Below are 12015 nucleotides of genomic sequence, written 5' to 3'. Positions count from 1 at the left end.
CAGCGCACGACGACGCCCGCCCCGGATCCCGGAGCGGGCGTCGTCGCACGTCGGGAGCTACCGGCCGAGCTTGTCCGCGACCAGGCGGGGCAGGGCCGGGATGCCGGTGCGCGGGCGGTAGGCCTGCGCGGCGGCGGTGAGCCCGGCGTGCTCGCCGTCGGTCAGCGTGATGTCGGCGGCCGCGGCGTTGCTCTCCACCTGCCGGACGCTCGACGCGCCCGGGATCGCCACCACGTTCGGGAAGTGCAGCACCCAGGCCAGCGCGATCTGGGCCGGTGACGCGTCGTGGGCCGAGGCGACGTCGCGCAGCGTGTCGAGCAGGGGGCGCGCCGCGTCGAGGTTCTCCGGCAGCCACACCGAGGTCTGGCGCACCGTGTTCGACGGCCGGTGGTCGGCGTCGTAACGCCCGGTCAGCAGGCCCTGCGCCAGCGGGCTCCAGGCCATCACCAGGTGCCCGGTGCGCTGGGCCCACGGGATCAGCTCGTCCATCGGCTCCCGGGCGACGAGGCTGAACTGCACCTGGTTCGACAGCAGCCGAGAGCCCAGCGCGGTCTCCGCGGCCCGCCAGCGGTCGGGCGAGTAGTTCGACACCCCGACCTCGTCGACGATCCCGACGTCGCGCAGTGCACGCATGCCGCGCATGGTCGTGGCGTCACCGACGAGCGGGTTCGGCTGGTGCACCTGGTAGAGGTCGATCGTCCGGACGCCCAGGCGCTGGGCCGAGGCGACGCCGCGCTGCTGCACGACCGGGGCCGTGGGCAGGATCGGGAAGATCTTCGAGGCGACGACCGTGTCGCCGGTCCCGCCGGTGGAGGCGAGCGCGTCGCCCAGGATCCGCTCGCTGCGCCCGAAGCCGTAGGCCTCGGCCGTGTCGAACACCGTGATGCCCAGCTCGCGCGCCCGCGCGACGATCTTCGCCGACTCCCCTCCGGCGTAGTCGTCGCCGTATCCCCACTCCTTCGAGCCGAACTGCCAGGTTCCGAGGCCGATGACCGAGTACCGCTTGGCCGTGCCGAGTTGCTCGAGGTAACGCATGGCCCCCATTGTGCCGAGAGCACCGCCGCCGCGCCGCGAGCCCGCTCCCCTGCCCCAGCCCGCGCCGCCGCCCAGGCAAGCCCCGAGGGCTCCCCTCGAGACCTCCGGCGTCCCGAAGGCTCCCCTCGGGACCCTCCCGGGACGGGGCGCCGCCGGGTCCATCCGGACCACGGCCTGTCCCACGGGGTCCCCTCGGGGCGCGTGACGTCCTGAAGGATTCCCTCGGGACGTGGGCCCGGGGCCGCGCCGGGCCACCCGGGCCGCAGCGAGTCCCGTGGGGCCCCCTCGAGACGTGGGCCCGGGTGGGGCGGTGCGCGTCGATGAGCGGCGGGCGCCCCGTGCGCGGGGCCAGGGCGCCGGAGGCTCGGTCAGGCGCCGGAGGCCGCCGCGTCGGTGGAACCGGCGTGGTCGTCGAGCATCCGGTCGATCTCCGACCAGGTGGTGTCGCGGGCGCGGCGGCCGGTGAGCACGCCGAGATGCCCGCCCGGGGCGGTGACGAACCGGACCTCCGGCGAGCCGGTGAGCAGGTCCACCGTGCGGCGGACCGAGCGCATCGGCGCGATCACGTCGTCCTCGCCCGCCACCACCAGCACCGGGACGTCGATCGCGGCCAGCTCGACCCGCCGTCCGGCCAGCGTGAGCCCTCCGCCGGCGAGGTCGTTGCCGCGCACGAGCAGGTGGAACAGCTGCCCGAAGGCCCGGCCGGGGTAGCCGTGCATGTTGTTCATCAGGTGGTCGACGGCCTCGATCTGGGCCAGGCAGTCCCGGTCGTCGAGGCGTGAGGCGATCGCCAGCGGCCGGGTGATCAGCTTGTCGACCGCGGTCAGGTGGAACGCCCAGCTCACCACGGGCGCCGGGAAGCTGCCGATCACGTGGTAGATCGAGGAGACCAGCCGTCCGCCGGTGATCTGGGCCAGGGGCCGGATCGGGGCGACGAGCGGGACCTTGGAGATGTCCACCGGGGTGGCGATCGCGGTCACCGTGCTCACCGGGAGCGGCTCGCCGTCCTGGGCCGCGGAGGCCACCGCGAGCAGCGCGAAGATCCCGCCGAGCGACCACGCCATCAGCGCGACGTCCTCGCCGGTCTCCGCCGCGACCTCGCGGACCATCCGGGGCACCAGGTCGTCGACCCAGTCCTCGATGCCCAGGCCCCGGTCGTCGAACGACATCGGGCCGTAGTCGACGAGGTACACCGTCCGGCCGGCGTGCAGCAGGTGCTGCACCAGCGAGCAGCCGCGGCGCAGGTCGTAGGCGAAGTCCGGGGCGCCCAGCGGCGGGACCAGCAGCACCGGCGGTCCGCCGACCTGGTCGACGCCCGAACGCGGCAGGTAGCGGTAGAGGATCCCCGAGGGTGAGCCGACGACGGCCTCGCGCGGCATCCGGTGCAGGTTCGCCACGTGCCCGGTCACCGTCTTGTCCCAGACGTTCGCCGCGGCATCCAGAAGGTTCATGCGCCCCGCCCCATGCGGGCACCCTATAGGCCCGGGCGGGTCATCGACGGCCCGCGGGACCGGCTGAAGTTACCGATGGGTATGTGACACTGCTTTCCATGCAGCGCGACATCTTCACCGACGAACACGACGCGTTCCGTGACCTGTGCCGGACGTTCATGGCCAAGGAGGTCATGCCCTTCCACGAGCAGTGGGAGTCCGACGGTCAGGTCAGCCGCGAGGTCTGGAAGGCCGCCGGCGCGGCCGGGCTGCTGGGCATGGCCGTGCCCGAGGAGTACGGCGGTGGCGGGGTCGACGACTTCCGCTACAACGCGATCCTCACCGAGGAGATCTCCTCGGCCGGCGCGAGCGGCATCGGCTTCCCGCTGCAGAACGACGTCGTCGCGCCCTATCTCCTGCGCCTGGGCACCGACGAGCAGAAGAAGCGCTGGCTGCCCGGCTTCTGCTCCGGCGAGATCATCACCGCGATCGCGATGACCGAGCCCGGCACCGGGTCGGACCTGCAGGGCATCGCCACCAACGCCCGCCGCGACGGTGACGACTGGATCCTCAACGGCTCCAAGACCTTCATCACCAACGGGATCATGGCCGACCTCGTGATCGTGGTCGCCAAGACCGACCCCGAGGCCAAGCACCAGGGCTTCTCGCTGCTCGTCGTCGAGAGCGGGATGGAGGGCTTCGAGCGCGGGCGCCGCCTGAAGAAGGTCGGCATGAAGGCCCAGGACACCGCCGAGCTGTCGTTCACCGACGTCCGGGTGCCGGCCGCGAACGTGCTCGGCGAGCTGGGGCAGGGCTTCATCTACCTGATGCAGAACCTGGCCCAGGAGCGCCTGTCGATCGCCGTCGGCTCCGCGGCCGGTGCGGCCACCGCGCTGCACCAGACCCTGGAGTACACCAAGGACCGCAAGGCGTTCGGCCGTCCGGTGTCGAACTTCCAGAACACCCGCTTCGAGCTGGCCGAGATGGACACCGAGGTCACGATCGCGCAGGTGTTCGTGGACCGGTGCATCCGCGAGCACGTCGAGGGCGAGCTGTCGGTGCCCGACGCCGCCAAGGCCAAGTGGTGGACCTCGGACCTGCTCAAGCGCGTCGTCGACCGTTGCGTGCAGCTGCACGGCGGCTACGGCTACATGCTGGAGTACCCGATCGCCAAGGCGTTCGTGGACTCGCGGGTGCAGGCCATCTACGGCGGCACCAACGAGATCATGAAGGAGATCATCGGGCGGTCGTTGATCGGCTGACCCGGCCACCGCGGTGGATCACCCACCGTGTACGAACGGCGCATGGCCTTCCGGTTGACGCCACATGAACGCGGGTTCTACCCGCTGTTCACCCGTGCGGCGGAGAACATCGTCGTCGCCGCGGACGAGCTCGCGAAGCTCGTCGCGGCCGAGCCGGGGGCCCGCCCGGAGATCGCGAGGCGGGTCAAGGACGCCGAGAACGCCGGCGACGAGCTGACCCACGAGATCATGGTCAAGCTCAACAAGGTGTTCGTGACCCCGTTCGACCGGGAGGACATCTACCGGCTGGCCTCCTCCCTCGACGACGTCTGCGACGCGATCGAGGAGGCGGCCGACCGGATCGTGCTCTACCGGCTCGGACCGCTGCCCCCGGGCGTCGACGCGCAGGTCGACGTCCTGCAGCGGGCCGCCGCACGGACCGTGCTCGCGATGCCGGGGCTGGAGAAGATGGCCCAGCTCCAGGAGTACTGGATCGACGTCAACTCCCTGGAGAACGAGGCCGACGAGATCTACCACCGGGTGCTCGCCGGGATCCTCTCCCCCGCCGAGCCGATCACCGACCCGGCGGCGGTGCTGGAGGCGATCAAGCTCAAGGAGGTCGTCGACACCCTCGAGGAGGCGGCGGACGCGTTCGAGACGGTGGCCAACACCGTCGAGTCGATCGCGGTCAAGGAAGCCTGAGTGGAGATCGCCGTCGTCCTGGTGATCCTCGTGGCCCTGGGCTTCGACTACACCAACGGCTTCCACGACGCCGCGAACGCGATCGCGACCTCGGTGGCCACCCGCGCGCTCACCCCGCGGGTCGCGCTGGCGATGGCCGCGCTGATGAACCTGCTCGGCGCGTTCCTGGGCACCGAGGTGGCCTCGACCGTCGGCAGCGGCATCATCGACGCGCCGCAGGGCATCTCCGGGCTGATGGTGGTGCTCTCCGCGCTGATCGGGGCGATCGTCTGGAACCTGGTCACCTGGTGGTTCGGGCTGCCGTCGTCGTCGTCGCACGCGCTGATCGGCGGACTGGTCGGGGCCGCGCTCGCCTCGTCCGGCGGGGTGCAGTGGTCCGGCGTGCTGGAGAAGGTGATCATCCCGATGGTCGTCTCCCCGATCGTCGGGTTCGTGCTGGCCGGCCTGCTGATGATCGCCATCCTGTGGATCTTCCGGCGCGGCCGCCCGTCGAAGCTGACCCGCGGGTTCCGGCACGCCCAGACCGTCTCGGCCGCGGCGATGGCGCTCGGCCACGGGCTGCAGGACGCCCAGAAGACGATGGGCGTGATCGTGCTCGCGCTCGTCGTGGGTGGCTTCCACCAGGGCTTCGACGTCCCGTGGTGGGTCGTGCTGATCTCCGCCGGTGCGCTGTCGGCGGGTACCTACGCCGGCGGCTGGCGGATCATGCGCACGCTCGGCCGTCGCATGATCGACCTCGACCCGCCGCGCGGGTTCGCCGCCGAGGCGACGGCGTCGGCGGTGCTCTACACCTCGGCGTTCGTGTTCGCGGCGCCGATCTCGACGACCCAGACGATCACGTCGTCGATCCTCGGGGTGGGCGCGACGAAGCGTCTGAGTGCGGTGCGCTGGGGTGTGGCCGGCAACATCGCGGTGGCCTGGGTGCTGACCATCCCGGCGGCCGCGCTGAGCGCCGCGTGCGCGTTCTGGCTGATCCACCCGCTGGTGAGCTGAGTCCTAGCGCGGGAGCACCGCGTCCAGCGCCTGTGACAGGTCGGTGACGAGGTCGCGCGGGTCCTCCAGGCCGACCGACAGGCGCAGGTGCCCGTAGCGGCGGAACGGCTCCGGGAAGTGCGCCGCCCGGCCCTTCTCCCCCGCCGCGACGTGCACGATCAGCGTCTCGTCGTGGCCCAGCGACACCGCCGAGACGACGATCCGCAGCGCGGCGACGAAGCGGTTCTGCAGGTCGGTGTCCCCGTCCAGGGCGAACGCCAGCATGCCGCCGAAACCGCCGTCGAGCGTCCGGGCGGCCAGCTCGTGCTGCGGGTGCGAGGCCAGACCCGGGTAGGCGACGTAGGCGATCCGAGGGTCGGACTCCAGGAACTCGGCCACGACCTGGGCGCCTCCGCAGTGGGCGCGCATCCGCATCGGCAGCGTCACCGCGCCGCGCATGATCAGCCAGGCGTTGAACGGGCTGATCACGCCGCCGACGTCGACCATCGCGTCCGCGCGGATCCGCTCGACGAGCCCGGTGCGCCCGAGCACGGCGCCGCCCATCGCGTCGCCGTGGCCGTTGACGTACTTGGTCAGCGAGTGCACCACCAGGTCCGCCCCCAGCTCCAGCGGCCGTTGCAGGACCGGTGTGGCGAACGTGGCGTCCACCGAGCACAGGGCCCCGGCCTCCCGGGCGATCGCGGCGACGGCGGCGACGTCGGTGATCCGGGTGGTCGGGTTCGCCGGGGTCTCGACGTGCACGAGCCGGGTCTCCGGGCGGATCGCGGCCCGCACGGCCCCGGGGTCGGAGGAGTCGACGAGGGTGGCCGTGATGCCGTAGCGGTCCGGAAGGAGCTCGGTCAGCAGCCGGTGGGTGGCGACGTAGGTGACGTCGGAGGAGACGACGTGGTCGCCGGAGCGCAGGAACGTGAAGAACACCGCGTGCAGCGCCGCCACACCGGAGGCGAGCGCCACCGCCGCGGTGTCGGTGCCGGCGGGGTCCTCCAGGGCGACGAGCTTGCGCTCCAGCCAGCGCTGGTTGGACCCTCCGTTGCGGGTGTAGAGCGCGGTGCCGGTGCCCGACCAGTCCAGCTCCGAGGGGTCCTCGGGCAGCGCGTAGGAGTTGGCCGTGACCAGAGGACGCCGGATCGCGCCGGTGCCGGGGTCGATGTCGTTGCCGGCGTGCACGGCCCGGGTCGCGAGGTGGTCCACGGGGGTAGTTCTACCCCGCCGCTGCTACCCCGCCGCGCGGCCGCCGATCGGGACGACCATCGGGGTGCCGGTGACCGGGTCCGGGATGACGTGGGCGCGCAGGCCGAACACGTCGGCCAGCATCGGCGCGGTGATCACGTCCGACGGGTCGCCCGCGGCGACGATCCTCCCGTCGCGCATGGCGACGAGGTGGTCGGCGTAGCGCGCGGCCAGGTTCAGGTCGTGCAGCACCATCACCACGGTCCGCCCGGCCTCGGTGTGCAGCCGCCGGACGAGCTCGAGGACGTCGACCTGGTGGGCCAGGTCGAGGAACGTGGTCGGCTCGTCGAGCAACAGCAGGTCGGTGCCCTGGGCCAGCGCCATCGAGATCCACGCGCGCTGGCGCTGCCCGCCGGAGAGCTCGTCGACCGGGCGGTCGGCGAGGTCGCCGATCCCGGTCCAGTCCAGGGCCTCCGCCACGGCCTCCTCGTCGTCGGAGGACCACTGCCGGTACCAGGCCTGGTGCGGGTGACGCCCGCGCGAGACCAGGTCGCCGACGGTCAGTCCCTCCGGCGCGAGCGGGGACTGCGGCAGGATCCCCAGCACCTTCGCGACCTCGCGGGTCGGGGTCTTGTCGATCCGCTTGCCGTCGAGCAGGACCTGGCCCGAGAGCGGCGAGAGCAGGCGGCCCAGCGCGCGCAGCAGGGTCGACTTGCCGCAGCCGTTCGGGCCGATCACCGCGGTCACCGTGCCGGGCAGGACGTCGAAGTCCAGCCCGTCGACGACGACGTGGTCGCCGTAGCCGAGCCGGACGTCCTCGGCACGCAGCCGGACCGGTGCCGCGTGCGCGGAGCCGGTCAGCAGGTCGGCGCCCTGGGCGCTCTGGAGGGTCATGAACGTGCCTCCCGGCGGTGACGTGCGAGCAGGAACATCAGGTAGGGGGCCCCGAGGACGGCCGTGACGATGCCGACCGGCAGCTCGGTGCCGCCGAACGCGGTCCGGGCGATCACGTCCGAGACCACGACGAGTGCGGCCCCGAGGACCAGCGACACCCCGAGCGGCGGCGACGGCGTCCGGCACAGGCGCTGGGCGAGCTGCGGGCTGACCAGCGCGACGAAGGCGATCGGCCCGGCCGCGGCGGTGGCCACCGACGCCAGTCCGACCGAGACCAGCAGCAGCGCGGTCCGCGCGCCGTTGACCCGGATCCCCAGGCCGCGGGCGGTGTCGTCGCCGTACTGCAGACCGCCGAGGACGAACGCCAGGATCATCGCCAGCGGCACCAGGACGACCAGCGCGATCGAGACCGGGATGACGTCGTCCCAGCTCCGGGCGTTGAGGCTGCCGTTGAGCCAGACCTGGGCCTGGGCGGCCTGGTAGATCTGCGCGACGGTCAGCAGCCAGTTCACGGCCGCGACGAGGACCGCGTTGATCCCGATCCCGACCAGCACGAGCCGGTAGCCCTGGACGCCGCGGCGCCAGGCCAGCGCGTAGATCGCGGTGGCGCTGACGAGCCCGCCGGCCAGGGCCGCGATCGGGAGGCCGACCGCGGCGAAGCTGCCGCCGACGGCGCTGACGCCGCCGCCGAGCACGATCACGAACACGGCCGCGGCGCTCGCGCCCCACGAGATGCCGATGATGTCGGGGCTGGCCAGCGGGTTGCGGGCGATCGACTGCAGGATCGCGCCGGACACGGCCAGCGCGCCGCCGACCAGCGCCCCGGTCAGGGACCGGGGCAGCCGCAGCTCCAGGACGATGAACTGCTGCGACGGGTCGCCGGCTCCGAACAGGGTCGCGAGCACGTCGCCCAGCCCGATCGGGAAGTCGCCGCGGCCCAGGTTCACCGCCGAGGCGAACAGCAGCACGGCCGCGCAGGCCAGCAGCACGAGCAGGGTCCGCGGGCGGCGGACACCGGAGAAGACGCGGAACCGCCACGGGACCCGTCCGGGGACGAGCGGTGCGGCCGCCGTCGTCGGACGGTCTTCGGTCGTCGTCATACCTGGGCCAGCTTCTTCCGGCGGATCAGTGCGATGAAGAACGGCGCCCCGATCAGGGCGACCACGATGCCGACCTGCAGCTCACCGGGGCGGGCCACGACTCGGCCGATCACGTCGGCCCCCAGCAGCAGGACGGCCCCGGACAGCGCCGAGGCGGGCAGCAGCCAGCGGTAGTCGGGCCCGGTGAACGCACGCACCACGTGCGGCACGATCAGGCCGAGGAAGACGATCGGCCCGCAGGCGGCGGTGGCCGCGCCGGCGAGCAGGGTGATCGCCAGGATGCCGACCGTCCGGGTCCGGCGCACCGAGTGTCCGAGCGACGCGGCGACGTCCTCACCGAGGGACAGGGCGTTGAGCGCCGGGGCGCTGAACAACGCGAGCAGGGCGCCGACCACGATGAACCAGACGACCTGCCCGGCCACCGCGGCGTCGCGCCCGGCCAGCGACCCGACGTTCCAGAACCGGTAGGCGTCCAGCGTCGCGGAGTCGATCAGGATGATCGACGACGTCAGCGCGCCGAGCAGGAAGGCGACCGCGGCGCCGGAGAGCGCCAGCGTCACCGGGGTGGCGCCGCCGCGGCCCCGGGCACCGAGCGAGAACACGACCACGCTGGCCACCAGCGCACCGGCGAAGGCGAACCAGACGTAGCCCAGCAGGCTGGTCACGCCGAAGATGTAGATGCCGACGACGACGAAGAACGCGGCCCCGGCGTTCACCCCGAGCAGGCCCGGGTCGCCCAGCGGGTTCCGGGTGAAGCCCTGCACCAGCGCGCCGGCCAGACCCAGCGCGGCCCCGACGAGCACGCCGAGCACGGTCCGCGGGATCCGCAGCGAGTTGACGACGATGTCGTTCTCGGTGCCGGTGGGCGAGAACAGCGCGCTCCAGACCTCGCCGAACGGGATCACCTTGGTACCGATGGCGATGCTGGCCAGCACGGCCAGGACGAGCGAGGCGAACAGCGCGGCCAGGCCGACCAGCCGTCGCCGCCGCATCGTCGGGCGCGGACGGCCCGACGGGGGTACATCGGTCGACGCCGGTCCGGACGCCGGATCCGCCGTCGCGGTCACGTGCCCGTCCTCATGCGCCCGGTCCCATGCGTCTCCCTCGGTCGTGGTCTCCCAGACCTCACCATAAGTGAGGCAACCCTGTCGGAACACCACCCGGTCCTCCCCGATCGACTCCGCGCCGCCGGCACCCGGGCGGCGTGCTGGGATGCGCGGTGTGCGCGACCTGACCCCCACCCCCCGGACCGGCCCGTCGACACCCGACGACGGGTCCGACGCCTGGCTCGTCGCCCGGTACCCCGACCCGTCCCCGGCGGACACGCGGGAGCGGCCGTGGGTCCGCGCGAACATGGTGAGCTCGCTGGACGGGGCGGTGGAGGTCGACGGTGTCTCCGACGGGCTCGCCTCGACCGGTGACCGTCGCGTGTTCGGCCTGCTGCGCCGGCGCGCCGACGTGATCCTGGTCGGGGCCGGGACCGCCCGCGCCGAGGACTACCGGGGTGCCCGCCGGGGCCGGTCCGACCGAAGCGGGGGTGACGGTCCGCCGCCGGTCGCCGTCGTCACCGGGTCCGCGGACCTCGACCCCGGCGCACGGCTGTTCACCGACACCCGCACTGCTCCGATCGTGATCACCACCGCCGGCGCGTCGCCCGACCGGCGCAGCGCCCTGACCAGGGCCGGGGCCGACGTCGCGGTCCTGGCCGACCTGCGTCCGGAGACCCTGCTCGCCGAGCTCGGACGCCGGGGGCTGCGCCGGGTGCTCTGCGAGGGCGGGCCGACCCTGCTCGGCGCGCTGGTCGCCGCGGACGTCCTGGACGAGCTCTGCCTGACGCTGAGCCCGCTGCTCGCGGCCGGACGGGCCGGGCGCACGGCCGTCTCCGATCCGGGCCCTCCGCGGGCGATGGACCTCGTCGGAGCACTCGAGGAGAAGGGCTCACTCCTGCTGCGATACACCCGTCGGAGTGACAGATCGGGCGTCGAGCCTCCGAACGGGTGAACATGCGTGAGGAAACCGCCGCATCGGGCATCACACCCCTGTACGCCCCGAATACGAAGGAGAAGGAGCGGGACATGACCTCCAGCACCTCCAGCACCACCCCGGCGACCTCGGGCGGGGCCTCCCCGGCCCGCCTCGGCGACGACACCACCCAGGGCAAGACCAGCATCGCCGCCTCGGTCGTCCAGAAGATCAGCGGCATCGCCGCGCGTGAGGTCTCCGGCGTCTACTCCATGGGCAGCGGCGCCTCGCGCGCGTTCGGCGCCATCCGTGAGCGCATCCCCGGCGGCAGCTCGACCGGCGCGTCCAGCGTCGCGGGCGTGCAGGTCGAGGTCGGCGAGAAGCAGGCCGCGATCGACCTCGACGTGGTCGTCGAGTACGGCGCCTCGATCGTCGAGCTGGCCCGCGCGGTCCGTCGCAACGTGATCGGCGCCGTCGAGCGGATGACCGGTCTCGAGGTCATCGAGGTCAACATCTCGGTGAACGACATCCACTTCGCCGAGGACGACGACGACGCCCAGGAGACCCCGGCGCCCGCCTCCACGGCCCGCGTCGAGTGACCGGACCGAACACGGTGACCGTCACGCCCACTCCCCCGGTCGCACCGGCCGCGGACCCGGCCGAGCTCGCGCAGCTCGTCGCGGACGCGGTCACCGCGCACCCGGCGGTGGCCAGGCTCGACGGCGGCGCGTTCGGTGCGGTGGCCACCTTCCTGCCCGGTCGGCGACTGGTCGGAGTGCACGTCGGGCGGCCGGGCGAACCGGTCGAGCTCGCCGTCGTCCTCCGGCTGGACCGTCCGATCCCCGGCGTCGTCGCGACGCTGAGGACGACCGTCTCGGCACTCTGCGGCGGGGCACCGGTGGACATCACCGTCTCCGACGTCGAGGTTCCCGGCCAGGAGTCGGACGACCCCGCCGACCCGGAGGGCACCGCACCGCCGGCGCCTCCCGGCACCGCGGGGGTCCGCCGACCGGCCGGGATCACCCCCGGTACGTCGGTCGAGATCGGGCCCTGAGCCGGACACCGGCACGACCACGGGGCGACCCAGCACGGAACGGCCGGTCCGGCGCCGCCCACACGGGCGGCGCGGGACCGGAAATCGGTGGAGGCGGATGAACGAGCAGGCGAACGGCGCGGCCGGCGGGCCGGGAGGCCCGCGGGGCCTGACCCCCGAGCAGCGCGCTGCGTACCGCTCGTTCGTCCGCACCCACCATCCCGACCGTGGCGGTGACCCCGAGGTCTTCGTCGCCGGTCTCGCGCACTACCGCGACCTCGCCGCCGGAGCGTCACGTCCGGCCCCCGACGCGGGGCCGGACCGCTACGACGCCCCGGTCGAGATCGTCCGGGACCTGCCGCTGCCGACCCGGGTCCTCGTCGCCCTCATCCGCACCATCCACCGCCGCCGCCACCCGCGGGTCGAGTAGACCCGCGCGGCCCGGCACCCCATCG

General features: G+C 73.2%; 13 protein-coding genes. 7 read left to right on the top strand and 6 right to left on the bottom strand.

Going from position 1 to position 12015, the window contains the following annotated elements:
• Positions 1 to 57: 57 nt before the first annotated feature.
• Together EV383_RS10795 and EV383_RS10790 are read right to left on the bottom strand one after the other, a co-directional pair.
• Positions 58 to 1035, bottom strand: a complete 978-nt coding sequence (locus EV383_RS10795; RefSeq protein ID WP_130289790.1) for an aldo/keto reductase — start codon at positions 1033 to 1035, stop codon at positions 58 to 60.
• A 368-nt stretch (positions 1036 to 1403) separates the two neighbouring features.
• Positions 1404 to 2486, bottom strand: coding sequence for an alpha/beta fold hydrolase (locus tag EV383_RS10790; RefSeq protein ID WP_130289789.1), 1083 nt, complete (start codon positions 2484 to 2486; stop codon positions 1404 to 1406).
• Between the two features lie 98 nt (positions 2487 to 2584).
• Here EV383_RS10790 and EV383_RS10785 point away from each other — a divergent pair, with 98 nt between their 5' ends.
• Genes EV383_RS10785 through EV383_RS10775 form a run of 3 tightly spaced genes read left to right on the top strand, consistent with a single transcriptional unit; the run spans position 2585 to position 5401 of the window.
• Positions 2585 to 3727, top strand: a complete 1143-nt coding sequence (locus EV383_RS10785; RefSeq protein WP_130289788.1) for an acyl-CoA dehydrogenase family protein — start codon at positions 2585 to 2587, stop codon at positions 3725 to 3727.
• A gap of 42 nt (positions 3728 to 3769) precedes the next feature.
• Positions 3770 to 4408: a DUF47 domain-containing protein gene (locus EV383_RS10780; protein WP_130289787.1), complete on the top strand. Its 639-nt coding sequence runs from the start codon at positions 3770 to 3772 to the stop codon at positions 4406 to 4408.
• Complete coding sequence (locus tag EV383_RS10775) at positions 4409 to 5401, top strand: inorganic phosphate transporter (RefSeq protein ID WP_130289786.1); 993 nt, start codon at positions 4409 to 4411, stop codon at positions 5399 to 5401.
• A 3-nt stretch (positions 5402 to 5404) separates the two neighbouring features.
• Here the strand turns inward: EV383_RS10775 and EV383_RS10770 are convergent, their stop codons facing one another.
• From EV383_RS10770 to EV383_RS10755, 4 genes are read right to left on the bottom strand one after another with little or no spacing between them, the layout of a single operon-like run.
• Complete coding sequence (locus EV383_RS10770; RefSeq protein WP_130289785.1) at positions 5405 to 6592, bottom strand: trans-sulfuration enzyme family protein; 1188 nt, start codon at positions 6590 to 6592, stop codon at positions 5405 to 5407.
• Positions 6593 to 6616: 24 nt separating this feature from the next.
• Positions 6617 to 7465, bottom strand: coding sequence for an ABC transporter ATP-binding protein (locus EV383_RS10765; protein WP_130289784.1), 849 nt, complete (start codon positions 7463 to 7465; stop codon positions 6617 to 6619).
• A complete protein-coding gene (locus EV383_RS10760) occupies positions 7462 to 8565 on the bottom strand; it encodes a FecCD family ABC transporter permease (protein ID WP_130289783.1) in 1104 nt (367 codons plus the stop codon). Before EV383_RS10760 ends, EV383_RS10765 begins: the two co-directional genes overlap by 4 nt.
• Positions 8562 to 9557, bottom strand: a complete 996-nt coding sequence (locus EV383_RS10755; RefSeq protein ID WP_130294225.1) for a FecCD family ABC transporter permease — start codon at positions 9555 to 9557, stop codon at positions 8562 to 8564. Before EV383_RS10755 ends, EV383_RS10760 begins: the two co-directional genes overlap by 4 nt.
• Positions 9558 to 9777: 220 nt before the next feature.
• Between EV383_RS10755 and EV383_RS10750 the strand changes: the two genes are divergently transcribed.
• The 4 genes from EV383_RS10750 to EV383_RS10735 all read left to right on the top strand — a co-directional run bounded on the left by EV383_RS10750 (position 9778) and on the right by EV383_RS10735 (position 11990).
• Positions 9778 to 10566: a pyrimidine reductase family protein gene (locus tag EV383_RS10750; protein WP_130289782.1), complete on the top strand. Its 789-nt coding sequence runs from the start codon at positions 9778 to 9780 to the stop codon at positions 10564 to 10566.
• 74 nt (positions 10567 to 10640) lie between these two features.
• On the top strand, positions 10641 to 11126 hold the full coding sequence (locus EV383_RS10745; protein WP_130289781.1) for an Asp23/Gls24 family envelope stress response protein: 486 nt from the start codon (positions 10641 to 10643) through the stop codon (positions 11124 to 11126).
• A gap of 14 nt (positions 11127 to 11140) precedes the next feature.
• Entirely contained in the window at positions 11141 to 11581 is a 441-nt protein-coding gene (locus EV383_RS10740) for a hypothetical protein (RefSeq protein ID WP_207223485.1), read from the top strand.
• A 97-nt stretch (positions 11582 to 11678) separates the two neighbouring features.
• Complete coding sequence (locus tag EV383_RS10735; protein ID WP_242623013.1) at positions 11679 to 11990, top strand: hypothetical protein; 312 nt, start codon at positions 11679 to 11681, stop codon at positions 11988 to 11990.
• The last annotated feature ends 25 nt before the right edge of the window (positions 11991 to 12015 follow it).

It is taken from the genome of Pseudonocardia sediminis (genome assembly GCF_004217185.1).
GTDB classification, from domain to species: domain Bacteria; phylum Actinomycetota; class Actinomycetes; order Mycobacteriales; family Pseudonocardiaceae; genus Pseudonocardia; species Pseudonocardia sediminis.
Note: the sequence above shows the minus strand (reverse complement) of the source record. Positions and strands in the feature narration are given on the sequence as shown.

Bases quoted from the DNA above. Each gene is read 5' to 3' on its own strand.
- EV383_RS10760 (WP_130289783.1), bottom strand. From the start codon at position 8,565: ATGACGACGACCGAAGACCGTCCGACGACGGCGGCCGCACCGCTCGTC.
- EV383_RS10735 (WP_242623013.1), top strand. From the start codon at position 11,679: ATGAACGAGCAGGCGAACGGCGCGGCCGGCGGGCCGGGAGGCCCGCGG.
- EV383_RS10795 (WP_130289790.1), bottom strand. From the start codon at position 1,035: ATGCGTTACCTCGAGCAACTCGGCACGGCCAAGCGGTACTCGGTCATC.
- EV383_RS10785 (WP_130289788.1), top strand. From the start codon at position 2,585: ATGCAGCGCGACATCTTCACCGACGAACACGACGCGTTCCGTGACCTG.
- EV383_RS10790 (WP_130289789.1), bottom strand. From the start codon at position 2,486: ATGAACCTTCTGGATGCCGCGGCGAACGTCTGGGACAAGACGGTGACC.
- EV383_RS10750 (WP_130289782.1), top strand. From the start codon at position 9,778: ATGCGCGGTGTGCGCGACCTGACCCCCACCCCCCGGACCGGCCCGTCG.
- EV383_RS10765 (WP_130289784.1), bottom strand. From the start codon at position 7,465: ATGACCCTCCAGAGCGCCCAGGGCGCCGACCTGCTGACCGGCTCCGCG.
- EV383_RS10755 (WP_130294225.1), bottom strand. From the start codon at position 9,557: ATGCGGCGGCGACGGCTGGTCGGCCTGGCCGCGCTGTTCGCCTCGCTC.
- EV383_RS10745 (WP_130289781.1), top strand. From the start codon at position 10,641: ATGACCTCCAGCACCTCCAGCACCACCCCGGCGACCTCGGGCGGGGCC.
- EV383_RS10780 (WP_130289787.1), top strand. From the start codon at position 3,770: ATGGCCTTCCGGTTGACGCCACATGAACGCGGGTTCTACCCGCTGTTC.